Origin of the sequence: Streptomyces sp. SAI-135 (assembly GCF_029893805.1) — a bacterium.
Lineage (GTDB): Bacteria > Actinomycetota > Actinomycetes > Streptomycetales > Streptomycetaceae > Streptomyces.
The window spans coordinates 7550021-7574512 of the sequence record NZ_JARXYP010000002.1 but is presented as its reverse complement, the minus strand read 5'-3'; the positions used below and the strand labels follow the sequence as shown (position 1 = coordinate 7574512).

The 24492-nt window shown below is 71.7% G+C and carries 20 protein-coding genes and 1 pseudogene; 15 read left to right on the top strand and 6 right to left on the bottom strand.

The window, feature by feature from the left end; all coding sequences use genetic code 11:
• Nucleotides 1-63: 63 nt before the first annotated feature.
• From M2163_RS38595 to M2163_RS38560, 8 genes are all read left to right on the top strand, one after another.
• The gene (locus tag M2163_RS38595) at nucleotides 64-1080 is read left to right on the top strand and encodes a carbohydrate kinase family protein (protein ID WP_280848274.1); all 1017 of its coding nucleotides are present in this window, start codon (nucleotides 64-66) and stop codon (nucleotides 1078-1080) included.
• Nucleotides 1081-1145: 65 nt separating this feature from the next.
• Nucleotides 1146-2426: an extracellular solute-binding protein gene (locus M2163_RS38590; protein WP_280896307.1), complete on the top strand. Its 1281-nt coding sequence runs from the start codon at nucleotides 1146-1148 to the stop codon at nucleotides 2424-2426.
• A gap of 34 nt (nucleotides 2427-2460) precedes the next feature.
• Complete coding sequence (locus M2163_RS38585; RefSeq protein WP_280854040.1) at nucleotides 2461-3435, top strand: sugar ABC transporter permease; 975 nt, start codon at nucleotides 2461-2463, stop codon at nucleotides 3433-3435.
• A complete protein-coding gene (locus M2163_RS38580) occupies nucleotides 3432-4301 on the top strand; it encodes a carbohydrate ABC transporter permease (protein WP_280848276.1) in 870 nt (289 codons plus the stop codon). Before M2163_RS38585 ends, M2163_RS38580 begins: the two co-directional genes overlap by 4 nt.
• A gap of 219 nt (nucleotides 4302-4520) precedes the next feature.
• A complete protein-coding gene (locus M2163_RS38575) occupies nucleotides 4521-5471 on the top strand; it encodes an alkaline phosphatase family protein (protein WP_280848277.1) in 951 nt (316 codons plus the stop codon).
• Complete coding sequence (locus M2163_RS38570) at nucleotides 5468-8416, top strand: glycoside hydrolase family 2 TIM barrel-domain containing protein (protein ID WP_280848278.1); 2949 nt, start codon at nucleotides 5468-5470, stop codon at nucleotides 8414-8416. Before M2163_RS38575 ends, M2163_RS38570 begins: the two co-directional genes overlap by 4 nt.
• Nucleotides 8417-8453: 37 nt before the next feature.
• A complete protein-coding gene (locus tag M2163_RS38565; RefSeq protein WP_280848279.1) occupies nucleotides 8454-10316 on the top strand; it encodes a LamG-like jellyroll fold domain-containing protein in 1863 nt (620 codons plus the stop codon).
• 19 nt (nucleotides 10317-10335) lie between these two features.
• The gene (locus M2163_RS38560) at nucleotides 10336-12006 is read left to right on the top strand and encodes a histidinol-phosphatase (RefSeq protein ID WP_280896306.1); all 1671 of its coding nucleotides are present in this window, start codon (nucleotides 10336-10338) and stop codon (nucleotides 12004-12006) included.
• A gap of 105 nt (nucleotides 12007-12111) precedes the next feature.
• On the opposite strand, the gene M2163_RS38555 is transcribed toward M2163_RS38560, so the two are convergent.
• From M2163_RS38555 to M2163_RS38540, 4 genes are read right to left on the bottom strand one after another with little or no spacing between them, the layout of a single operon-like run.
• Complete coding sequence (locus M2163_RS38555; RefSeq protein WP_280896305.1) at nucleotides 12112-12567, bottom strand: MaoC family dehydratase; 456 nt, start codon at nucleotides 12565-12567, stop codon at nucleotides 12112-12114.
• Between the two features lie 8 nt (nucleotides 12568-12575).
• A complete protein-coding gene (menE, locus tag M2163_RS38550; RefSeq protein ID WP_280848282.1) occupies nucleotides 12576-14078 on the bottom strand; it encodes an o-succinylbenzoate--CoA ligase in 1503 nt (500 codons plus the stop codon).
• 9 nt (nucleotides 14079-14087) lie between these two features.
• On the bottom strand, nucleotides 14088-14963 hold the full coding sequence (locus M2163_RS38545) for an amidohydrolase family protein (RefSeq protein WP_280848283.1): 876 nt from the start codon (nucleotides 14961-14963) through the stop codon (nucleotides 14088-14090).
• Entirely contained in the window at nucleotides 14963-15880 is a 918-nt protein-coding gene (locus M2163_RS38540; protein WP_280848284.1) for an SDR family oxidoreductase, read from the bottom strand. The genes M2163_RS38545 and M2163_RS38540 overlap by 1 nt, the downstream gene beginning before the upstream one ends.
• Nucleotides 15881-16097: 217 nt before the next feature.
• Here M2163_RS38540 and M2163_RS38535 point away from each other — a divergent pair, with 217 nt between their 5' ends.
• The 4 genes from M2163_RS38535 to M2163_RS38520 are packed head-to-tail and all read left to right on the top strand — an operon-like array spanning nucleotide 16098 to nucleotide 19219.
• Complete coding sequence (locus M2163_RS38535) at nucleotides 16098-16517, top strand: MarR family transcriptional regulator (protein WP_053847817.1); 420 nt, start codon at nucleotides 16098-16100, stop codon at nucleotides 16515-16517.
• On the top strand, nucleotides 16514-17299 hold the full coding sequence (locus tag M2163_RS38530) for an IclR family transcriptional regulator (protein WP_280848285.1): 786 nt from the start codon (nucleotides 16514-16516) through the stop codon (nucleotides 17297-17299). The genes M2163_RS38535 and M2163_RS38530 overlap by 4 nt, the downstream gene beginning before the upstream one ends.
• Nucleotides 17300-17357: 58 nt before the next feature.
• Nucleotides 17358-18554: a histidine kinase gene (locus M2163_RS38525; RefSeq protein ID WP_280848288.1), complete on the top strand. Its 1197-nt coding sequence runs from the start codon at nucleotides 17358-17360 to the stop codon at nucleotides 18552-18554.
• Entirely contained in the window at nucleotides 18551-19219 is a 669-nt protein-coding gene (locus M2163_RS38520) for a response regulator transcription factor (RefSeq protein ID WP_280896304.1), read from the top strand. Before M2163_RS38525 ends, M2163_RS38520 begins: the two co-directional genes overlap by 4 nt.
• Here M2163_RS38520 and M2163_RS38515 read toward each other — a convergent pair.
• Complete coding sequence (locus M2163_RS38515) at nucleotides 19216-19635, bottom strand: VOC family protein (RefSeq protein WP_280896303.1); 420 nt, start codon at nucleotides 19633-19635, stop codon at nucleotides 19216-19218. The two genes, M2163_RS38520 and M2163_RS38515, sit on opposite strands and share 4 nt — an antisense overlap.
• A 208-nt stretch (nucleotides 19636-19843) precedes the next feature.
• On the opposite strand from M2163_RS38515, the gene M2163_RS38510 reads away from it, so the two are divergent.
• Together M2163_RS38510 and M2163_RS38505 are read left to right on the top strand one after the other, a co-directional pair.
• On the top strand, nucleotides 19844-21946 hold the full coding sequence (locus M2163_RS38510) for an MMPL family transporter (protein WP_280848291.1): 2103 nt from the start codon (nucleotides 19844-19846) through the stop codon (nucleotides 21944-21946).
• Nucleotides 21947-22385: 439 nt separating this feature from the next.
• Nucleotides 22386-22577: pseudogene (locus M2163_RS38505) on the top strand (hypothetical protein); the annotation flags it as partial.
• Between the two features lie 3 nt (nucleotides 22578-22580).
• On the opposite strand, the gene M2163_RS38500 reads toward M2163_RS38505, so the two are convergent.
• Complete coding sequence (locus M2163_RS38500; RefSeq protein WP_280848292.1) at nucleotides 22581-23372, bottom strand: helix-turn-helix transcriptional regulator; 792 nt, start codon at nucleotides 23370-23372, stop codon at nucleotides 22581-22583.
• Nucleotides 23373-23435: 63 nt separating this feature from the next.
• Here M2163_RS38500 and M2163_RS38495 point away from each other — a divergent pair, with 63 nt between their 5' ends.
• Nucleotides 23436-24245 carry an SDR family oxidoreductase gene (locus tag M2163_RS38495; protein ID WP_280848293.1) on the top strand — a complete coding sequence of 270 codons (810 nt, stop codon included), beginning with the start codon at nucleotides 23436-23438 and terminating at the stop codon, nucleotides 24243-24245.
• The last annotated feature ends 247 nt before the right edge of the window (nucleotides 24246-24492 follow it).

Sequence of the window (24492 nt, the reverse complement as noted above, 5' to 3'; positions counted from 1 at the left end):
CTCGCGGAGCAGCGCACGATTCCCGTCATCGAAATTGACGAGTTTTGACGAGAGGCTCATCGCGTGGACGACGACAGGCCCGACGTGCTCCTGACCGGGCTGCTCTTCTACGACCTCGTCCTCACCGGGCTCGGGAAGCCGCCGACGCCGGGCGAGGAGATCTGGACGGCCGGCATGGGCTGCGGCCCCGGAGGCATCGCCAACCTGGCGGTCGCCGCGTCCCGCCTCGGCCTGCGCACCACCCTGGCCACGGTCTTCGGCGACGACTACTACGGCGCCTACTGCCAGGAGATCCTCGCAGGTCAGGAAGGCGTCGACCTCTCGCTCTCGCGGGTCGCGGACGGCTGGCACACCCCGGTCACCGTCGCGCTCGCGCACGGCCACGACCGGGCCCTGGTCACCCACGGCCAGGAGCCGCCGTACTCCCAGGACGCGCTGATGGGCGACCCGCCCGAGGCGCGCACGGCCCTCGTCCACCTGGAGGCCGAACCGCGCACCTGGCTCGCCAAGGCCGCCGCGAACGGCACGCTGATCTACGCGGACGTCGGCTGGGACCCCACCCAGGAGTGGTCCACCGACCTCCTCGACCAGCTGGCGCTGTGCCACGCCTTCCTGCCCAACGAGGGCGAGGCGATGGCCTACACCCGCACCGACAGCGCGGTGGCGGCCCTCGGGACACTGGCCGAACTGGTGCCGGTGGCCGTGGTCACCCGCGGCGGGGACGGCGCGGTCGCCGTCGACCAGATCACCGGTGAGTACGCGGACGTCCCGGCCCTCGCCGTGGACGTGCTCGACGCCACGGGCGCGGGAGACGTCTTCGGCGCAAGCTTCGTCGCGGCCTCGCTCGGCGGCTGGCCGCTGGAGGAACGGCTGCGGTTCGCCGTCCTCGCCGCGGGTCTTTCCGTACGGCACCACGGCGGCGCCCTCGCGGCCCCCGGCTGGTACGGCGTCGACCGCTGGTGGCGCTCGCTGACCGATCCCGAGCTGCGCAGGACCTACGGCTTCCTGGCCGACCGGCTGCCGGCGGACGTCGGCCCGCCGGTGCGGCACGCCCCGGTCACCCCGCCCCGGCACCTCTGACCCTCACAACGCCCCCACAGTCCCACGCCCCTCAGCACCACGAACAGGAACAACAGGAGTGACCCGTGGACCTTTCACGTAGAGGCTTCCTCCAGGCGGCCGCGCTGACCGCGGCCGCCTCCCCCGGACTGACCGTCGCCTGCGGCGGCGGCTCGGGCTCGGGCGGCACCAAGAACGGCAAGGACCTCACCTTGTGGTACTGGGGCGGCGCGCTCAGCGACAAGGTGGTCGCGGAGGCGAAGACCCACTTCAGCGGCGAGATCAAGCTGACCTCGGCGTCCATCGGCGGCGACTTCAAGCAGAAGCTCACCACCACCCTCGCCGCGGGCACCTCCGTGCCGGACATCACCGGCATCAAGGGCGAGGACATCGCGTCCTTCCTGCCCAACGCGAACCGCTTCCTCGACCTGAACGACCTCGGCTTCAAGAAGATCTCCTCGCAGTACCTGGACTGGAAGACCAAGCTCGCCCAGACCGAGGACGGCAAGCAGATCGGCTTCCCGATCGACATCGGCCCCACCGCGCTCTTCTACCGCGAGGACCTCTTCGCCAAGGCCGGCGTGGACACCGACCCCGCCAAGGTCGCCGAGCTCGTGAAGACCTGGGAGGACTACTTCCAGCTCGGCGTCCAGCTCCAGAAGAAGAACCCCGGCACCTACCTGGTCAACAACATCGGCTCCGTCTTCAACATCGCGGTCGGCCAGGGCACCCAGCGGTTCATCGACAAGGACAACCACTTCATCGGCGACGGGGACCACATACGCGCCGCGTGGACGACAGCGGTGCGCCCGTACACCCTGGGCATCGACGCCAAGATCAACGACAACACCTGGAACGCCGCCGTCGGCAAGAACCTGCTCACCGAGCTCGGCGCGGCCTGGCACGCGCTGGACATCGAGCAGGCGGCGCCGCAGACCAAGGGCAAGTGGCGGGTCTGCGCGAACCCGGTCGGACCGGCCAACCAGGGCGGCTCCTACCTGGCGCTGCCCAAGCAGTGCCGCAACCCCGAAGAAGCGTTCAAGATCATCAGCTGGATCCTGAGCCCCGCCAACGACGCCCGCGGGTTCACGGACGCCGCCATCTTCCCGGCCGCTCCGGCCGCGTACACCACACCGGCCATGACCGGTCCCGACGCCTTCTTCGGCGGACAGAAGGTCATCGAGGTCTTCGGGCCGGCCGCCAAGGCCATCAAGGTGGCCTACGAGGCACCCGCCGACGCCGCCGTCATGGCCCCCTTCATGACGGAACTGACCAACATCGAGGCCAAGGGCAAGAAGCCCGACGACGCCTGGAAGGACGCGGTCGCCCAGGCCAAGCAGATCGCCCGGCGGCAGGGGGTGAGCTGAGGTGACGTCCCCTCCGGTCACCGGAACCGCCGCGGTGCCCGAGCACCGCGGCGGGCCGGGCCCGGCCCGGTTCCGCCCGCGGCGCGTCGCGCCCGCGGGCGTCCCCCGGCCCAGGCGGCGCGGGCCGCTGGCGTACTGGCGGCAGTACCTGGCGATCTCGCCGTTCTACCTGGTCTTCGCCGCGTTCTCGTTCTTCCCGGTCTTCTACTCGCTGTACCTGGCCTTCCAGCGCTGGGACGGCATGGGCACCATGCAGTTCGTGGGGCTCCAGCAGTTCCGGTTCCTGTGGGACGATCCGGTCTTCTGGCTGTCGATCCGCAACACCCTGGTCATCTGGGTGCTGTCCACCGTGCCGACCCTGTTCGGCGCCCTGATGCTGGCGACGCTGCTGCACTCGGTGCGCCGCTTCAAGGGCTTCTACCGCATCGCGCTGTACGTGCCGAACGTGACCTCCATCGTCGCCGTCGCGATCTTCTTCGGCGCGGTGTTCAGCAACAACTTCGGTCTGGTCAACGCGATCCTGGGCGTGGTCGGCATCTCGCCGGTCCCGTGGCTGAGCAACCCGTGGCTGATCAAGGTGGTCATCTCGCTGCTGATGACCTGGCAGTGGACCGGCTACAACATGATCATCTATCTGGCCGGTCTCCAGGCGATCCCGGGCTCGATCTACGAGGCGGCGAAGATGGACGGCGCGGGACCGGTCCGCACGTTCTTCCAGATCACCATCCCGATCATGCGGCCGATCATCCTGTTCACGGTCATCATCTCGACCATCAACGGGCTCCAGAGCTTCAGCGAACCGCAGGTCCTGTTCGCCAGCAACGCGGCCAACGCCAACCTCGGCGGTCCGGGCCAGGCGGGTCTGACGACCTTGCTGTACTTCTACCAGTCGGCCTTCCTCAACAACGACTACGGCTACGGCGCGGCCATCGTGTGGGCCTTCTTCGTACTGATCATCATCCTCGTCGCCGTCAACTGGCGCCTCACCACGAGGGGGAGGAAGGCATGACCGCCGTCGACACCGCGCGCCCGGCCACGGGCGGCAGGCGACCTCGCCGCCCCAAGGGCCTGACAGCGCACATCATCCTCGTCGTGGCCGTCCTGGTCTCGGTCTTCCCGTTCGCGTGGACGATCGTCATGGCGACCAACACCACGCAGGACATCTACAAGAGCCCGCCGAAGTTCACCTTCGGCTCGCATCTGCTGGAGAACATCCGGCACGTGCTGAACACCATCGATTTCTTCGGGTCGATGCTCAACACGGTGATGGTCGCGACGGTCACCACCGTCCTGGTGCTGTTCGTCGACTCGCTGGCGGCCTTCACCTTCGCCAAGTTCGACTTCCCCGGCCGCAAGATCCTCTTCGGCACGCTGCTGCTGTTCATGATGCTGCCGCTCCAGCTGGCGATCCTGCCGCAGTTCATCCTCATGTCGAAGATCGGCTGGGTGGGCATGCTCAAGGCGCTGGCCCTGCCCTCGCTCGCCAACGCCTTCGGCATCTTCTGGCTGCACCAGTACATCCAGAACGGCGTGCCCGACGAACTCCTCGACGCCGCCCGCATCGACGGCGCCGGGTTCTTCCGGCAGTACTGGAACATCGCGCTGCCGATGATCCGGCCCGCGCTGTCGTTCCTCGCCATCTACGTCTTCGTCAACTGCTGGAACGACTACATCTGGCCGCTCGTCGTGCTCACCGACCCGGGCCACGTGACCCTCCAGGTGGAGCTCGCCCAGCTCAACGTCGGCCACACCACCGACTACAGCATGGTCATGGCCGGTGTGCTGATGGCGGCGCTCCCGCTGGTCATCGTGTTCAGCATCTTCGCCCGCGGCTTCATCGCGGGCGCCACCGAGGGCGCGGTCCAGGGCAGCTGACCGGCTGCCGGGAGAAAGGGGGTGGGCGGTGAGCCACAACGTCGGCACCGTGCGCGTGACCGGAAGGGACGCCCGGCGGCACGCCCACGCACCCGGTACACCGCCCCACGGCAAGACGGCCCATGGCACGGCAGCCCACGCCCCGAACAGGACGCCCGCCAGGACAACCCGCACCGAGGCCCGGCCGGCCGGCCCGCCGCCGGGAGAAAGGGGTGCGCGGTGAGCCGTGATGTCGGCAAGGTGCTGGTGGTGGGGATGGACGGGCTGCGGTACGACCTGCTCACCCGGTCCCCGGCCGTGGCACCCGTGCTGCACGGGCTGATGGCGGCGGGTGCCCACGGCACCAGCCTGCTGCCCTACGGCGAGAGGGACGGCCGGGCCCCGGACGGGCCGTCCCCCGTTATGGCCTACACCGACTCGGGGCCCGGCTGGTCGAGCGTGCTGACCGGGGTGTGGCCCGACCGGCACGGGGTGCGGGGCAACGACTTCGCCGGTGCCGACTACGCCCGCTACCCGGACTTCCTCAGCCGGGCCGGCACCGCCCGGCGCCGGCTGCGCACCGCGGCCGCGGTGTCCTGGCCGGAGCTGATCCGGCGCGGCACCCTCGGTCCCGCCGTCGGCCGCCGGGTGCGCTACGACGGCGAGACGGACGGCTACGGCACCGCGGACCGCCTCGTCGCCCGTACCGCCGAGCACTGGCTCACCCAGGACGATCCGGACGCCGTGTTCGTGTACTTCGGCGCCACCGACGAGGCCGCCCACGCCGAGGGCCCGCACAGCCCCGCCTACGACCGGGCCCTGCTCACCCAGGACACCCACCTCGGACGGCTGGTGACGGCCATCGGCAACCGGCGCCTGGACCCGGCCCGCGCCCGGGAGCGCTGGACCGTGCTGGTCACCACGGACCACGGGCACCTCGACACCGGCGGCCACGGCGGTGACACCCGGGCCGAACGGGAGGTGTTCGTCGTCCTGGCCGAGCCCGGCATGCCCGGCGGCACCCGGCTCGACACCCCGCGTCTGATCGACATCGCCCCCACGGTCCTGGACCGGCTCGGGATCCCCGTCGACCCGGCCTGGGGCCTTCAGGGCCGGGTCCTGCACGGCCACGGACGGTCCTGCCGCGCCCCCGCACCACCCACCTCGCCACCGACTCCGGAACGGTCATGACCGACGCAGCCCGCCGCCCCCGCCCCACCGATCCCCTCGTCGCCCTGCGTCCCTGGGAGGCACCCGAGGTGACCTCCTGGGGGCGGCTGCCCATGAACACCGTCGACCGGCGCTCCGGAGCACTCCCCCTGGACGGCGACTGGCGTTTCCAGTTGCTGCCCACTCCGGACGCGCCGGTCGGCGGCTCCTGGTCGACGATCCACGTCCCCGGCGCCTGGACCATGCAGGGCACGGACGACCTGCCGCGCTACCTCAACGTCCGCATGCCGTTCGCCGAGTTCCCTCCGCACTCCCCTGCCGCGAACCCCACGGGAGTGTACGAACGCGAGGTGGAGGTCCCCGCCGACTGGGCCGGACGCCGGATCGTGCTCCAGGTGGGGGCCGCCGAGAGCGTGCTCCTCGTGCACGTGGACGGACGGCCCGTCGGAATCTCCAAGGACTCCCACCTGGCGGCCGAGTTCGACCTGACGGGACTGGTGCGCGCCGGCGAGCGGGCCGTCGTACGGCTGACCGTGGTCAAGTGGTCGGACGCCTCGCACATCGAGGACCAGGACCAGTGGTGGCACGGCGGGATCACCCGCTCCGTGCTGCTGTACGCGACGGACCCGCTGCACCTGTCGGACGTGACCGTGCGGGCTTCCGGCGACGGCTCGCTGCGGGTCGACTGCCAGGTGCGGGACGCGGGCGGGGCGCTGCCCGCCGGGTGGTACGTCAGCGGGGAGCTGGAGGGCCTGCCGCTGGCCCAGGACGCGGAGTTCGACCGGTTCAACCGGGAGGACGAGCGGGTCTCCGACTTCCTCGGCGAGGCACGGCTGCGGACCGTCGTCGAGGACGTCCGCACCTGGAACGCCGAGACGCCCGAGCTGTACGACCTGACCGTGCGGCTGCACCGCGCCGACGGCACGGTCGCCGACACCTCACGGCACCGGACCGGCTTCCGGGACGTCGAGATCACCGGCCGGGACCTGCTGGTCAACGGCGAGCGGGTGTTCGTCCGGGGCGTGAACCGGCACGACTTCCACCCGCTGACCGGGCGGACGGTGTCGTACGACGACATGCGCGCGGACCTGGTCACGCTCAAGCGCTTCGGGTTCAACGCGATCCGCACCTCGCACTACCCCGACGACCCGGCGTTGTACGACCTCGCCGACGAACTCGGTCTCTACGTCGTCGACGAGGCGGACATCGAGTCGCACGACCACGCCCACGAGATCGCCGACGACCCGCGCTTTCTGAACGCCTTCGTGGACCGGGTCTCGCGGATGGTGCTGCGGGACAAGAACCATCCGTCCGTGATCATCTGGTCGCTGGGCAACGAGTCCGACTACGGGGCGAACCACGACGCGGCCGCCGGCTGGCTGCGGCGCCACGATCCGACCCGCCCCGTCCAGTACGAGGGCGCCGCCAAGCTCGACTGGGCGGCCACCGGAGACGCCACCGACATCGCATGTCCCATGTACGCCTCCCTGGAGGAGTGCGTGGACCACGCGCTCTCCGGGCGCCAGACCAAGCCGCTGATCTGGTGCGAGTACTCGCACGCCATGGGCAACAGCAACGGCACGCTCGCGGACCATTGGGCGGCCATCGAGTCAACGCCGGGTCTTCAGGGCGGGTTCATCTGGGAGTTCTGGGACCACGGCATTCTCCAGCGTGTGAACGACGGCAGACCGGTCGGACGTGGGGGCGTCGGGCTCTACGACAACGGTGTCGCCTCGCCCGGACACCGCTGGGCGTACGGCGGCGACTTCGGCGAACCCGACCACGACGGCGCCTTCGTCGCCGACGGCGTGGTCCTCCCCGACCGCACGCCCAAGCCGGTGATGTACGAGCACCGGGAGATCGCGGCGCCGGTGCGCATCGAGTGCTTCCGGCACGAGGGCATCGTGCTCGGCAACCACCAGCACTTCCGGGGCCTCGCCTGGCTGGCGGGCGAGTGGGAGCTGTCGCTGGCCGACGGCCGGACCCTGACCGCGTCCGCCGAACTGCCCGATCTGCGGCCGGGCGAGACGGCGGCGGTACCGCTGCCCTTCGAGCTGCCCGAGGACGGCGGCGAGGCGTGGCTGACCCTGCGGGTGACGACCGCGGGGGACGAACCCTGGGCGCCGCGCGGGACGGTGGTGTGCCTGCCGCAGGTACGCCTGCGGCAGGCGGAGCCGCAGACCCCGAAGCCGGTGCGGAATCGTTCCGTCAAGGTCGACGACGACGGTCTCCTGGTCCATCCGCTGCTCACCTCCGCCCCCACCCTGTCGCTGTGGCGGGCGCCCACCGACAACGACGAGCTGGGCGGGACGGCGTCGCGCTGGCGCGGCTGGGGCCTCGACGCCCTGGTGCGCAAGGTCGGGCACATACGGCAGACCGCCGGACGTGTCACCGTCCGCGCCGAGTACGTCTGTGACGCCGGTGTCGTCCGTCATGTGCAGGTCCTCACCGCGGTCGAGGGCGGGATCCACGTCGAGGAGTCGGCCGAACTGCCGGACACCCTCACCGACGTGGCCCGGGTGGGCTCCGTCTTCGAGACGGTCGCCGGGCTCGACCTGATGGAGTGGTACGGACAGGGCCCCTGGGAGTCGTACCCCGACCGTGCCTTCGGGGCGCCCGTGGGCCATCACTCGGTGCCCGTGGACGAGTTGTTCACCCCCTATCTGCGCCCGCAGGAGAGCGGCGGCCGGCACGGTGTACGGCACTTCACGCTCTCGGCGCCGGACGCCACCGGCCTCACGGTCGTCCTGGACGAACCGCGCCAGGTGGGCGTGAGCCGGTACCGCGCCGCGGACCTCACCGCGGTGGCCCACCACGACGAGCTCGTCCCGAGGGCAACCTGCGTGGTGCACATCGACGCGGCCCACCGCGGCCTCGGCACCGCCTCGTGCGGCCCCGACACCTTCGCCTCCTACCTGGTCACGCCGGGCGTCCACCGCTGGAGCTGGACGCTGCGCGCGCTCTGACCCCTCACCGACTTCCACGTCTCTTCCTGGAGCACACGTGTGTACTTCGCATGAGCACGACCACGGCCAGGAGGCCGCGCAGGCCGGTGCCGGCCGGCGCAGTTTCCTGCGGGCCACGGCGCTGCTGGGTGCCGCGGCCACGGCGGGCGCCGCCCTGCCCGCCGCCACGGCCGAGGCCGCCTCCGCGTCATCCGCCACGGCCGAGGCCGCCTCCGCGTCCGGCCGGCGTCCCGACACCGACAGCCGGCGTTTCACGCTCGCCGTCATGCCCGACACGCAGTACCTCTTCGACGGGCCGAGCATCGACAAGGCGCCCGTCGAGGCCTCGCTGCGCTATCTCCTGGAGCACGGGAAGGACGAGAACATCGTCTTCCTGTCCCACCTGGGCGACCTCACGCAGAACGGGGCGACGGCCGAGTTCGCCGCGATCAGCGACGCCTTCGAGCTCCTCGACCGGCGGGGCGTCGGCTACAGCGTCCTCGCCGGCAACCACGACGTGAAGTCGTCCACGACCGACCAGCGGGGTCCGACCCCGTACCTGGACGTGTTCGGCCCGGACCGGTTCCGGGGCCACAGGACCTTCGGCGGGGTCTCCCCCGACGGCTACAACACCTACCACCTCTTCCGGGCCGCGGGCCGCGCGTGGATGGTCCTCGCGCTGGACTGGCGGCTCTCGGACCAGGGACACGCCTGGGCGAAGAGCGTCCTGGCCGCTCACCCGAAGACGCCGGTGATCCTGACAACGCACGAACTCGTCGTCGCGGACGACCAGTTGTCGGCGTACGGGCAGCAGCTGTGGGACCGGCTGGTCAAGGACCACGACCAGATCTTCCTCACCCTCAACGGGCACTACTGGCCGGCCGGCCGGGCGACCCGCAAGAACACGGCGGGCAACGACGTCCACCTGCACCTGACGAACTACCAGAACCGGTACTTCGGCGGCGCGGCCATGATCCGTCTGTACCGCTTCGACCTCGATCGCGGGGTGATCGACGTGGAGACGGTCTCCCCGTGGATCCTCGGCCGGGCCGCCGAGGGCCTCAACGAGCTGGAGCGGCAGGAGATCGAACTCAGCGGCGACGCCGACCGGTTCACCGTCGCCATCGACTTCGCGGAGCGCTTCGCGGGCTTCGACCCGGTGCCCGCGCGGGCGGCCCGACCGGCGTCCAAGATGCTCATACCGGGTACGGCCGCGTACTGGCGCTTCGACTCGGCCGTCTCCGGCACGGTCCGTGACCTCTCGGGCAAGGGCAACGACCTCACCGTGGTCCCGGTCGGCGGCGGCTCGCTCGGCTGGTCCGCCGACCACCACCCCGACCAGCCCGGTCACGGCAGCCTGGAGTTCCGGGGCTGGAAGTCGCCGCTGAAGGGCGCGTATCTCCAGACGGTCGACAAGGCGCCGCTCAACTCGGCGCTGTTCAGGGACGGTTACACCATCGAGGTGTTCTACCGCATGCCCGCCGACTGGGACCCGGACCACAACGCCTGGGCGGGACTGGTCAGTCGGCGGGGTACCGGCGGGGCCGCGGGCAAGACGGCGGACGACCCCGACGAGCCGCTCGCCACGCTGTCGTTGTCCAACGACCGCGAGCCGCAGTGGGCCATGCGCCCACTGAACCAGCAGGGCATCGCCACCAACTGGGGCCAGGAGACCCCGCTGGAGACCTGGTGGCACCTCGCCGTCGTCAACGACGGGAAGCACACCACGCTGTACGTCCAGGGCTGCCCGGTCGTCCGCAACCCGAAGGCGCCGGCCGTCGGGATCACCTCGGTCGGCGGGCCCTGGCTGCTGGGCGGCTACACCTACGCAGACAAGATCGACCAGATCTTCTACGGCCGCCTCGGCGACGTCCGGATCGTGTCGCGGGCGCTGCCCGTCTCGTCCTTCATGACTCACTGACCCCTTCCTGAGGATCACCATGACCGAGCAGCAGCTCCCCTCCTGGGCCGACCCCTCCGTCTCCCCCGCCGACCTCGACGCGCAGGGCGTGTCGAGACGCGGACTCCTGCGCCGCGCGGGCCTGTTCGGCGCGGCCTTCGCGCTGGGGTCGGCGGCCACTCCCGCTTTCGCCGCTTCCGGGAAGCGGGGCCTGGGCGGCGACGACCCCCGCCTCGCTTACCTCGTCGGCGACCACCACGTGCACTCCGTCTACAGCCACGACGCGAAGTACACCTTCTCCCAGCAGGCGCGGGCCGCCGCCAAGTACGGCCTGGACTGGATGGTGTTCAACGAGCACTCCAACTTCGGGCACGCCCGGTACGGTGCCAAGCTGGAGCACGCGGAGATCGTCAGGGCCCGCTCGGAGAACCCGCGGCAGCTGATCTTCCAGGGTCTGGAGTGGTACATCCCGGCCGCCGAGCACTGCACGGTGTTCGCGGCTCCCGGGCCCCACGAGACCGACCTGCTCACGCAGTTCGAGCTCGCCTACGACGGCAAGCTCCTCGGCTACACCGAGGGCTCCGCGGGTGCCGCCGACACCGCCCGCAACGAGGCGCACGCCGTCAAGGCGATCAAGTGGCTGGCGGAGCAGCGCCGTTCGGGGTACGTGGACGACGTCCTCGTCATCGCCAACCACCCGCTGCGGCTCGGCATCGACTCCCCGCACGAGATGCGGGGCTGGCGGGACGCGGCCCCTGAGATCATGATCGGCATGGAGGGGGCGCCGGGCGCCCAGGGCGCGGCGATCCCGGGCTGGCGCGGGACGACCTCGATCCGCGGCGAGTACGAGAACAAACCGTCGGCGCAGTCCTGGCCCGGCTTCCCGGCCGACGCATACCTGACGTACGGCGGCTTCGACTGGGCGACGGCGACCGTCGGCGGGCTGTGGGACTCGATGCTGGCCGAAGGCAGCCTGTTCTCGATCACCACGAACTCCGACAACCACCGCACCGTCTTCGACACCTGGAAGAACGGCGACTGGCCGGCGGGGCAGAACTTCGACAACACCGGCAAGCTGCCCGACCCGGTGAACACCGGCACCCCGCAGCCCGGCAGCGACTTCTGGCCCGGCGAGTTCAGCCGTACCCACGTCGGCGTGACCCGCTACGGGTACCGCGCGGTGATGGCGGGCCTGCGTGCGGGTCGCGTCTGGGTGGACCACGGGCACCTGCTCGACGGGCTCGACGTCCGTGTGAAGCGGGACTGCGACGCCGGACGCGGTGTCACGCTGGGCGGCCGGCTGCGGGTCCGCAGGGGCGAGAGGATCACGCTGTACGTGACGGTCACCTCCGCCTCCCGCCCCAACCCCCAGGGGATCCTGCCCGAGTTGGCGCACGTGGACGTGATCCGGGGCGCGGTACGCGGTCCGGTGACCGACCGGGACAGCTGGCGGGCGCCCGACACCAGGGTCGTGCACACGAAGGACGTGTCGGGCCGGAAGGGCACGTACACCCTGCGCGTCCCGCTGACCGCCGGGGACGAGTCCTTCTACGTCCGCCTGCGCGGCAGCGACGGCAAGCGGCACGGGGCGGGCTACCTCGGCACGGCGATCGACCCGCACGGCCCGATCCCCCACACGCCGGGCGACGGCGACCCGTGGGCGGACACGTGGTTCTACTCGAACCCGGTCTTCGTAGACGTGGTCGGCTGAGACAAGCGCCTCGGCAGGGGCGCGGGGCTGTGTTGATGTGCGGCTCCGCCGCGTGGGCGCGACCAGCCACAACGGTCCCGCGGTTCCCCACTGCCTCCCGGAGGACTAGGCGTAGAACCGGGAAAGACTCTGAAGCACCGCCGCCGGCTTCGCGCCCCCCTCGATCTCGATCGCCCCGTCGACGGTGATCTGGACACCGCCCGGCACCTCCTCGACATCCGTGAGCTTGGCGACGAGCCGGATGCGGGAGCCGGCCTTCACCGGGGCGGGGAAACGGACCTTGTTCAGGCCGTAGTTGACTTTGGTGGTCACGCCCTGGACGTCCAGGAGTCCGGTGAACAGGGGGATGAACAGCGAGAGGGTCAGATAGCCGTGGGCGATGGGGGCGCCGAACGGGCCGTCCTTGGCACGCTCGGGGTCCACGTGGATCCACTGGTGGTCACCGGTCGCGTCGGCGAAGGTGTTGATGCGCTCCTGGGTGACCTCGATCCACTCGCTGGTGCCGAGGTCGCTGCCCGCGAGCTTCTTCAGTTCGTCGAGGCCGTTCACGGTAAGACTCATGGGGTTCCTTAACTGTTGCCGTAGCGCTTGCGCACCCGGGACTTGAGGAGCTTGCCGGAGGCGGTGCGCGGGAGTTCGTCCGCGACCACCACCGACTTGGGGATCTTGTACTTGGCGAGTCGGCCGGCCAGGGAGGCCAGGACCTCGTCGGGGTCGGGCACGGCACCCTCGCGCGGGACGATCACCGCCCGTGGCACCTCGCCCCACTTCTCGTCCGGGACGCCGATGACCGCGCACTCGGCGATGTCCGGATGGCCGAGGAGGAGGTCCTCGATCTCGGCGGGGTAGATGTTCTCGCCACCGGAGATGATCATGTCCTTGATGCGGTCGACGATGACGACGTAGCCGTCCTCGTCGACGCGGGCCGCGTCCCCGCTGCGGAACCAGCCGTCCGCGAAGGAGGCGGCCGTCTCCTCGGGCAGTCCCCAGTAGCCGGGCATGACGTTCGGGCCCCGGAGCACGACCTCGCCGGTCTCGCCGACGTCGACGGGCGCCAGGTCCGGCCGTACCACCCGGACATCGGTGAAGAAGTGCGGCACGCCCGCCGAACCCGCCTTGCCGATGGCGTGCTCGGCGTCCAGGAACAGGGTTCCGGGTGAGGCCTCCGTCATGCCGTAGCCCTGGAGGAAGGTGAGCCCCCGCTCCTGGTACGCGGCGATCAAGGGGGTGGACACCGGGGAGCCGCCGCAGGTCAGGATGCGCAGGGAGGACAGGTCCGCGTCCGCCCAGCGCGGGTGCCTCGCCACCTGTTCGAACATCGTGGGCACCCCGAACATGAAGGTGATCCGGTGCTGTTCGATCAGGTCGAAGGTGGCGTCGGGGTCGAAGGCCTCCACGAGGACACAGGTGCCGCCCTTGAGGAGCACCGGCATGGTCAGCATGTTCAGGCCCGCCGTGTGGAACAACGGGGCGGAGACCAGGGCGCGTTCGTCGGCGATCAGGTCGGTGTCGACGAGGACGTTGATCGCGTTCCACGTCAGGTTGCCGTGGGTGAGCATGGCGCCCTTGGGACGCCCGGTGGTGCCCGAGGTGTACATGATGATGCAGGTGTCGTCGGGCGTGACCGGTTCGTCGATCGGCTCGGTCGGCGACTCGGCCAGCAACTGCTCGTACTCGGGGCCGACTTCGACGTACGTACGGACGTCGGTGCTGCCGGGCAGTCCGGCGACCAGAGCCTTTGACGCCGGACCGTAGACGAGCGCCCTGGCCCCGGAGTCGGAGAGCTGGTAGCCGATCTCCGGTCCGGCGAGGCGGGTGTTGAGGGGGACGAAGACCGCGCCGAGGGTGCCGGCCGCGAACAGCGTCTCCAGGTAGGAGGGGTGGTTGGGGCCGAGGTAGGCGACCCGGTCGCCGCGCCGGATGCCCCGGGCGCGCAGGGCGTGCGCGAGGCGGGTGACGCGGGTGTGCAGATCGGCGTACGTGATTGTGGTGCCGCCGTGGATCAGGGCGGTGCGGTGCGGGGTCTTGCGGGCCCGGCGTGCGGGCCACGAACCCAGTCCCTCGTTGCGCATCGGGGCCCCTTACGGCTTGGTCAGCCCGAGCAGACGGGCGGCGTTCTCCTTGAGGATCCTCGGCTTCACCTCGTCCTTGATCGACAGCTTCCCGAAGTCGGCGAGCCAGCGGTCGGGGGTGAGGACGGGGAAGTCGGAGCCGAAGAGGACCTTGTCCTTGAGCAGCGTGTTCGCGTACTGCACGAGCTGCGGCGGGAAGTACTTCGGCGACCAGCCGGACAGGTCGATGTGCACGCCCGGCTTGTGCGTGGCGACGGCGAGGGCCTCGTCCTGCCAGGGGAACGACGGGTGGGCCAGGATGATCTTCAGGTGCGGGAAGTCGGCCGCGACGTCGTCCACGTGCAGGGGGTTGGAGTACTTGAGGCGGATGCCGCCGCCGCCCGGGACCCCGGCGCCGATGCCGGTCTGCCCGGTGTGGAAGAGGGCGATGGTGCCGGTCTCCTCGATGACCTCGTAGAGGTCGTACGCCACCGAGCGGTCGTTGGGGAAGAAGCCCTGGATGCTGGGGTGGAACTTGAAGCCCTTCACCCCGTACTCCTCGACCAGGCGGCGGGCCTGCTTGACGCCCGCCCTGCCGCGGAAGGGGTCGATGGAGGCGAAGGGGATCAGCACGTCGGAGTTGGCGGCGGCGGCCTCCGCGACCTCCTCGTTGGGGACGGGCGCGGTGCCGGTCGCGGACTCGGCGTCCACCGTGAAGATCACGGCGGCCATCCTCCGCTCGCGGTAGTAGGCGGCGGTCTCCTGAAGGGTCGGCTTCCGCTTGCCCTTCACCTTGAAGTAGGCCGAGGACGCGTCGTGCAGGTCGTCGTCCAGCGAGGAGTGGCCCTTGGAGGAGACCTCGGCGTGGGTGTGGACGTCGATGGCGACCAGTGACTCGATGTCCATCACGCCTCCGGAAGCTTCGGCGCCGGAATGCCGACGGTCTGGAGCTCGGCGCCCACCGAGGTGGGGAAGGCGTCGGCCAGGGTCTCGGGGGTCCAGCCGCCGTCCGCGTACGCCGTCCTGATCTCCTGCGGATGGGACCAGAGTGCCACCTTGTCGCCGCCGATGCCGATGGCCTGCCCGGTGATGGACCGGGCGGCCTCGGAGGCGAGGAAGGGCACGAGGGCCGCGCAGTCCTCGGGGGTGCCGAAGCCCTCGCCCTTGCGGAGGAAGTCCGGGAGGGGCTCGCCGTTCCTCATGGCCTCGACGTAGGGGGCGAAGGCGGGGATGGTCTCGGTCATCGCGGTGGCCGCGACGGGCACGATCGCGTTGACGGTGATGTTCGCGCGGCCCAGTTCCATGGACCAGGTGCGGGCGAAGGCGGCGATGCCGGCCTTGGCGGCGGCGTAGTTGGTCTGGCCGAAGTTGCCGCGCTGGCCGGCCGGGGAGCCGACCAGGATCAGGGTGCCGCCCTCGCCCTGCTCGCGCATCCGCACGGCGGCGGCGCGGGCGCAGGTGAAGGTGCCCTTGAGGTGGGTGGCGATCACCGCGTCGAAGTCGTCGTCGGTCATCTTCCACAGCACCTTGTCGCGCAGGATGCCCGCGTTGGTGACCAGGACGTCGAGCCTGCCGAACTCGGCCACGGCCCGGTCGACCAGGCGCTCGGCGGCCTCGGTGGTGCCGACGGGGACGACCTCGGCGACGGCGGTGCCGCCCGCCTCCGCGATGGACTTCACGGCCTGCTCGGCGACCGCCTCGTCGACGTCGTTGACGACCACCGAGGCGCCGTGGGCGGCGAGGGCGTGCGCGTAGGCGAGGCCGAGGCCCCGGCCGCTGCCGGTGACGACGGCGGCCTTGCCGGTGAGATCGATGCTGGGCACGAGCAGGTCCCTTCACGAACGGATGCGGGTGGCGCGGCTTCGGAAAGCGCGGTGTGACTGCGAGATCGAAGCTAAGAGCAATAATTGGTGACGTCAATAGTTGTTGGCGACCTTCGGGTGCGTCATGCTGGAATCTCCCTGACCCACCGAGCGCGAGGAGCCCGCCATCACACGCCAGCACGTCACCGCGAACCCCATCGACTCGGAGGAGCCGTGGATGCGCGGGCTGCACGCGGACACCGGTTACCTGCTGTACCGCCTGGGCCTGCGCTCGGGCCAGTTGTTCAACACGTTCCTCCAGGAGTCGGGCCTGCGGCTGCGGCACTACGCGGTGCTGCGCTATCTCGCCGGCTCCGAGGGCGCCCTCCAGCGGGAGCTGAGCACCCGGCTCGGCTACGACCCCAGCGCGATCGTCGGCCTCGTCGACGACCTGGAGAAGCTGGGGATGACCGAGCGCCGCCCCTCCCCCGACGACCGCCGCAGCAAGACCGTCGTCCTCACCGACAAGGGCCGGGCGTTCCTGCGCGACACCGACGAGGCGGGCAGGCGGGTCACCAACGACCTGCTCGCGCCGCTGGACCCCGCCGAGCGCGACACCCTCCAGGCCCTCCTGCTGAGAGTCGCCGACCGGCCATGACGACGCGTTCCGCCCCGGACCGCCTGCTGTCCGTGCTCGCCGCCTTCGACCACGACCATCCGGCGCTGTCGCTGACCGACATCAGCCGCCGGGCCGGGCTGACGCTGACGACCACGCACCGGCTGGTGGGCGCACTGGCCGACTGGGGCGCGCTGGAACGGGACGACGCCGGGGTCTACCACGTGGGACTGCGCCTGTGGGAGGTCGCCGCGCTCGCGCCGCGCGGGGTCGCGCTCAGGCAGCTCGCGCTGCCGTACCTGGAGGACCTGTACGAGGCCACCCACGAGAACGTGCAGCTGGCGGTGCGGGACGGCTCGGACGTCGTCTACATCGAGTGGATCGCAGGCCGCTCGTCGGTCGGGGTGCACATCCGGGTGGGGGCGCGCTGGCCGCTGCACGCCACCGGGGTGGGCCTGGTGCTGCTGGCGCACTGCGGGCCCCGCGAGCAGGAGGAGTACTGCGCGAGCCCGCTCGCCGTCTTCACGCCGTACACCATCGCCGAACCCGCGCGGCTGCGCCGGGTCCTGGCCGAGGTGCGGCGCACCGGCGTCGCGGTGAGCAGCCGTCAGGTCACCGACGACGCCCTGTCGGTGGCCGCCCCCGTCTGCGGCCCCGACGGGACGGTGGTGGCGGCCGTGTCGGTCGTCGTGCCCGAGGCCGACGCCCAGGTGCCGGCGCTGGTCCCGGCGGTACGGCTCGCCGCGCTCGGCATCTCCCGGGCGCTGGGCTGGCAGCCGGCGGTCACACCCCCGTCGGGCACCGGATATCCCTCTCACCGGTGAGGCCCCGGCCGCCTCGGCGTCGTGATACTGGAACGGCCCCGGCCCCGAGGAGCCGCTCATGCCCGCCGCCCGGTCCTGGTACGCCCCCGTCGTGGCCCGTCTGAGGACCACGAACCCGTACGTCGTCGACAGCGCGCTCGCCGTGCTGGTGCTGTTCGCCGCATCCCTGCAGTGGATGTTCCCGGACGAGGGCGACGATCCGCTGAGCCTGGCGGGCTGGCTGCTGGGCGCCGCCACCGCCGTCCCGCTGGTCTGGCGCCGCCGCTTCCCCTACTCCTGCGCCGTGGCCGTGTCGGCGGCCACCACGGCCATGGCCTACTACCACGCCCCACCGCCCGACGTGCTCTACGGCGGGCTGGTCGTCCTGTACACCATGGCCGCCCAGGCCCTGCCCTGGCAGCGCCGCTCGATGCTGGCGGGCTGGCTCCTCGGAGCCGTGCTGACCATGCAGCACAAGGAGCACTCCGAGCCCTTCGAGTACGCCTTCCACATCACCGGCATGATCTGCGCCTACGGCCTCGGCGTCCTGGCCCGCGTCCAGCGCGCGTACACCGCCGCCGTCGAGGACCGGGCCCGCCGGCTGGAGCGGGAGCGGGCCGCGGAGACCGCGCGCGCCATCGCCCAGGAACGCTCCCGCATCGCCCGGGACATGCACGACATCCTCGCGCACGCGGTGAGCCTGATGGTCGTGCAGGCGGAGGCGGGACCGGTCGTGGTGCGCAGCGATCCGGAGCGTGCCGAGGCCGCGTTCGACGCGATCGCGGCCAGCGGCCGGGACGCCATGACCCAACTGCGGCGCATTCTGGGGGTACTGAAGGAGGAGGAGCGCCGGGGCGGTGCCGTCCGGCCGCCGCAGCCGGATCTCGCCGGGCTGCCCGGTCTGATCGCCCAGGTCGCCGCATCGACGCGCCTGCGGGTCGAGTTGAGCGTCCGAGGGCGGCCGCGCCCGCTGCACCCGGACACCGAGGTCGCCGCCTACCGAGCGGTGCAGGAAGCCCTGACCAACACGGTGAAGCACGCGTACGCTTCCTGCGCACAGGTGGAACTCGACTGGGCGGAGGACGAGTTGACCCTCACGGTGACGGACGACGGCGCCGGCCCCGCGGGGTCGGCGGGCGGCCACGGGCTGATCGGGCTCAGGGAGCGGGCGGCCGCCTGCGGGGGCAGCGCACAGGCCGGTCCCGGCCCGGAGGGGGGCTTCCGGGTCGTCGTACGGCTGCCCGCCGGCGCGGACCGGGAAGCGGCCCTCGGGTGAGCATCCGGGTGGTCGTCGCCGACGACCAGGAACTGGTCCGCAGCGGCTTCACCATGATCCTCGAGGCGCAGCAGGACATCGAGGTGGTCGCCGAGGCCGGGGACGGTGCCGCGGCGGTGGAGGCGGTGCGCGGCCACTCGCCCGACGTCCTGCTCCTCGACATCCGGATGCCCGTCATGGACGGCCTGGAGGCGGCCCGGCGGGTGTGCGCGCAGTCGAGCTGCAAGGTGGTCATGCTGACCACGTTCGACCTCGACGAGTACGTGTACGACGCGCTGTACGCGGGCGCCAGCGGCTTCCTCCTCAAGGACGTGCGCCGGGACGACCTCGTGCACGCGGTCCGCGTGGTGGCGGGCGGCGACTCGCTGCTCGCGCCGACCGTCACCCGCCGCCTGGTCGCCGACATCGTGCGCCGCCGCCGCGAGGAGGCCGCCGCCGAACCCGCCCCCGACCGCCTGGACGTGCTGACGGCCCGCGAGGTGGAGACCCTGCGGATGCTGGCCCGGGGCCTGTCGAACGCCGAGATCGCCACGACGCTCTTCGTCAGCGAGCACACGGTCAAGACCCATGTCAGCAACGTCCTGAGCAAGCTGGGGCTGCGCGACCGGGTGCAGGCGGTCATCTGCGCCTACGAGACGGGCCTGGTGACGCCGGGCACGCCCTAGTCCCGGGGCTCGTCCCCCAGTTCGGTGAACAGGGTCAGCTGGAGTGAACCGGGTGCCTCCAGGCGGGAGTTGAGGGAGTTCCACGGGGTGCGGGTCGGTTCGGCGACGACCTCAGCCCCGGCCTGCGCCAGCTTCGCCGTCACGGCGGTCGAGTCGTCCACCTCGAAGGCCACCCGGATGTGTCCGGCGACCCGGCGCCCCACCTCCACGTCGTCGATGAACGCGGCGTGGTTCGGGTCCGTCAGCTCCAGCGTCGCGCGTCCCGCCTCCAGGATGGTCACCCGCCCGTCCGGCGAGGAGAACGCGGCCCGTTCGGGCAGCCCGAGGACGTCCCGGTAGAAACGCAGCGCCTCGTCGTAGTCCTCCGCCGTGACGACGAGCCTGAGTTCACGGACGGCGGGCGGTACCTCGGACATGCGGCCTCCTCATGGGTGTCTGCCAGGTCGACTCTGCTCAACTCCCCGACCGGTACCGAAGATTCCTCCCCCGCGGGAGGGAGGAACCCCACCGCCTCACCCGTACGGCGGAGGCGCCGAAACCGCCCGTCCCGGCGATCCGGTGCGCACGTCCGCGGCAGCAGTCTGAGGGGGCCATCGACCACCGCCAACCCGCCGGGAGGCCCCCGTGCTCTCCACACTCGCCCGCGCGGCGACCCGCCGCCCGCTGACCGTCATCGGCCTCTGGGCCGCCTTCCTGCTGCTGGGCTTCGGGCTCGGCACCGGCGTCTTCGCCGACCTCTCCGACGACGTGCCCGACGTGCCCGGCACCGAGTCCGACGTGGCCGACGACCGTCTCTCGCAGGTGGACCCGTCCGGCGAGTCCGTCACCGCGGTCGTCGCGGGCGAGGCCGTCTCCGACGCGGCCCTGCGCGCCCAGGTCGAGCGGACCGTCGCCGAGGTCCGCGCGATCGCCGGGGTGGCCGAGGTGCCCGACCCGTACACCACCCCCGGTCTCACCGCCCGTGACGGACAGGCGCTCGTCATCCCCGTCACCTTCGAGGGCGGGCTCAGCGACGAGGACGAGGAGAAGGCGACCGACACGGCCGTCGAGGCGATCAAGCGGATCGACGCCCCCGACGTCCACGTCAGCGGCGGCGAGCTGCTCGGCAGGCAGCTCGGGGAACGCGCCCAGGAGGACGTGAAGAACGCCGAGTTGATCTCCCTCCCGGTCGTACTCGCCCTGCTGCTCGTCGTGTTCGGCGGACTGCGCGCCGCCGCGCTGCCGCTGGTGATCGCGGTGAGCGGGATCGCGGGCGCCTTCCTGGGGCTGTTCGCCTTCGGCCAGGTCACCGACATCTCGGTGTACGCGATCCAGGTCACCACCATGCTCGGGCTCGGACTCGCCGTCGACTACGCCCTGTTGATGCTGGTCCGCTTCCGCGAGGAACGGCGGCACACCGACGATGTGGTGCGTGCCGTGCACCGCACGGTCGACGCGGCCGGCCGGACCGTCCTGTTCTCCGGGCTCACCGTGGCCGTCAGCCTGACCGGGCTGCTGGTCTTCCCGAGCGTGTTCCTGCGCAGCATGGGCCTGGCCGTCGCGGCCGTCGTGGTGGTCGACATGCTGGCCGCGGTCACCCTGCTGCCCGCGCTGCTCACGAAGTTCGGCGGACGGATCCGTCCCTCGAAGGCGCGTTCCGAGGACGAGGAGGGCCGGGTCTTCGCCCGCCTCGCCCGCTTCGCACAGCGCCGCCGGATCGCCGTCCTGGTCACCGTGGTCCCGGCCCTGTTGCTCCTGGCCCTGCCCGTCACCGGCCTGCGCATCGCCATCGGCGACGCCCGGCAGCTGCCGGCCGGCACCGAGGCACGGCAGCTGTACGACACCGTGGACGCGCACTTCCCGAAGGGCACCGGCGTCTCCCCCGTGGTCGTCCTCCTCGAGCCCGGCACCGACACCGCGACCGCCGACCGGATCCGCGCCCTGGTCCCGAACGCCGAGTCCCGTGACCTCCCGGGCGGCAACACCGTCGTGGAACTGCGGCCGCCCGGCACGGTGGACGGCGCGGCGGCCACCGGCCTCGTCGAGCGGGTCAGGGAGGTGCGCGGCGGCGAGCCCGTCGAGGTGACCGGGGTCGCGGCCCGGCTGGTCGACTTCCGCGCGATGCTCGCCGACCGGGCGCCCTGGGCGGCGCTGACCGTCCTGGCCTCCGTCTTCGTGCTGCTGTTCGCCTTCACCGGCTCGGTGCTGATCCCGCTGCGCACGATCGCGACCACCCTGCTCAGTCTGGGCGCGGCGCTCGGCGTGGTGGTGTGGGTCTTCCAGGACGGCCACGGGGCCGGGCTGCTGGGCGGCGAGGGGCTGGGCGCGCTGAGCCTGACCGCCCCGCCGCTGATCGTGTCGATCGCCTTCGGGCTCGCCATGGACTACGAGCTGTTCATCCTGGCCCGGATGCGGGAGGCCCGGCAGCGGACCGGCGACGACCAGGAGTCCGTCGTGACGGGGCTGCGCCGGTCCGGGCGGGTCGTCACCTGTGCCGCGCTGCTCCTCGCGGTCGTGTTCGGCGCCTTCATGACCGGCGGGTTCTCCCCCATCCTCCAGATCGGTCTCGGCCTGACCCTGGCCGTCCTGATCGACGCGACGGTCGTACGGATGCTGCTGGTCCCGGCGACCATGGCCCTCCTCGGCCGCCGCGCCTGGTGGGCACCGAAGCCACTGCGCACGGTCCACGACCGATTCGGCCTGCGCGAGGCGGCGACGCCGGAACGGTCGGCATCGGCGAACGCCTGACGGCAACGGAGGCGGCGCCCGGGAGCCACGGACGCCGCCTGCCGGCGCCCCTACCCCGCCCCGAACCCCCACAGACACCGAAACCACCCCGCACGACCGGTCCGGGCCGCGACAAGCGACCACCGCCGAGCGGGCCCCTGACGACGAGCGCCTGACGGCAACGGAGGCGGGCGCCCGGGAGCCACGGGAGCCGCCTCCCGGCAGCCGGCGCCCCTACCCCGCCCCGAGCCCCACAGACACCGAAACCACCCCGCACGACCGGTCCGGGCCGCGAGACGCGACCACCGCCGAGCGGGCCCCTGACGACGAGCGCCTGACCGCGACGGACAACAGCGCCCGGGAACCACGGACAACCGCTCCTGGCAGCCGGCGGCCATACCCCGCCCCGCCCCCCAAGCCCCGCAGACACCGAAACCACCCCGCAGGGCACAGACGCTCCGGCTGTGTCGGCCTGCGCCACGCCAAGGGCGCGGACGACAGCTCCGTGGACGGCTACAGGTTCTACGAGAGCTCCCTGCTCGGCGACGTCGTGATCGTGAAGAACTCCGGGGAGCGGACCGTGGAGGCGTCGAACGGCCTCAACAGCCGGAACCTGTCGTGGGCGGACTGGAAGGCCGGCGGCGCGCTCTGACCGTCACAGGAGCCTGGCGAGGGCGGCCTCGGAGGGGCTTCCCGGCACCGCCTGGTAGACGATGATCACCTGCTGCTCGGCGCCCCCGACGGTGAGCGCCTGCCGCCGCAGGGCCAGCTCGCCGACGACCGGGTGCGCGAAGCGTTTGAGCTCGTCACGGGCGGGCCGTGCGTCGTGCCGGGCCCACAGGCGGCCGAAGTCCTCGTCCGCCTCCAGCTCGGCGACGAGCCGCCCGACCCGGGGATCTCGCGGATCGACCTCGGCGCGCAGGGCCGCGGCGGTCTGCGCGGCGATCTCGGGCCAGTCGGGGAACAGCCGGCGGGCCGCCGGGTCGAGGAACATGTCCCTGACCAGGTTGTGTCCCGGCTCGTACAGGGGGGCGAGCGCGCGGGCCCACTTGTTGGCGGCCAGCACGTCGAAGAGCCGGTCGCGCACATACGCCGGGGTACCCGCCCAGGCGTCGAGCAACCGGTGCACGTCCGGGGCGACTTCGGTCCGCGTGGGGCGTACGGGGCCGGGCTCGGGTGCGGCGAGCGCGAACAGGTGCGCACGGGCGTCGTCGTCCAGTTCCAGCGCCCGGGAGAGCGCCCGCAGCACCTGCGGCGACGGATGCTGGTCGACGCCCTGTTCGAGACGGGTCAGATAGGGCTCGCTGATGCCGGCCAGCCGGGCCAGCTCGTCGCGGCGCAGCCCGGCGACCCGGCGCCTGCCGTGGTCGGGCAGCCCCGCCCGCGAGGGCGGGACCCGGCCCCGCCGGGCCTTCAGGAACTCTCCGAGCGTGTTGTCGGCCGCCATTGCGGAAGGGTAACCCTCCGGGGGTGCTGGCTGCCGTCCGGCCGAAGGCGCAGGGTCGAGGGCATGCAGAAGACATGGTTCATCACCGGAGCGTCCCGCGGCTTCGGCCGGATCTGGGCCGAGGCCGCACTGTCCCGGGGCGACCGCGTGGCCGCCACCGCCCGCCGCGTCGAGTCCCTGAAGCCCCTCGCCGACACCTACGGCGACAGCGTCCTGCCGCTCACCCTCGACGTCACCGACCGGGCGGCCGCCTTCACCGCGGTCCGACGGGCCGCCGACACCTTCGGGCGCCTGGACGTGGTCGTCAACAACGCGGGCTACGGCCTGTTCGGCATGGTCGAGGAGACCACCGAGGAACAGGCCCGCGCCCAGTTGGACACCAATGTGCTCGGCCCGCTGTGGGTGACGCAGGCGGCCCTGCCGGTGCTGCGCGCCCAGGGCGCCGGGCACATCCTCCAGGTGTCCAGCCTCGGCGGCCTGGCCGCCTTCCCTTCCCTGGGCCTCTACAACGCCTCCAAGTGGGCTCTGGAGGGCATGAGCGAGGCGCTCGCCCAGGAGGTCGGTCCGCTCGGCATCCGCGTCACGATCGTCGAACCCGGCCCCTACGGCACCGACTGGTCCGGCTCCTCCGCGGTGCACACCGAACCCCTCGACGCCTACGCCCCCGTCCGCGCGGCTCGCCGGGCCGGGGCCGCGGCCCGCGCACCGCAGGATCCCGCGGCCACCGCCGAGGTGGTCCTCGAACTGGTCGACACCGACGAACCGCCCCTGCGGCTCTTCCTCGGCACGTACCCCTATCCCGTCGTCGAGGCGGCCTACCGGCAACGCCTGGACACCTGGGAGGCGTGGCGGGGGCTCGCGGCGAAGGCGTGAGCCCGCACTCCGTCGGGGCCCCGCAGGCGCCCCCGGACCTGGCTGCCGGCGCTCACCGGCCGGGCTGGAGCGGAACGGCCGGGCACCGGTCACCGTCGTCGATTCCTGCTCGACGCGGGACCCGGGGCGCCTTCACGCGCTGAACTCACCTGCGGCGCAGCGACTTTCACTGTTTCACCTCTTGACGACCGGAGTGGCCGAGAGCACATTGGGCGCACTTTGAGAGCGCTCTCAGAGTGCGCTCGAA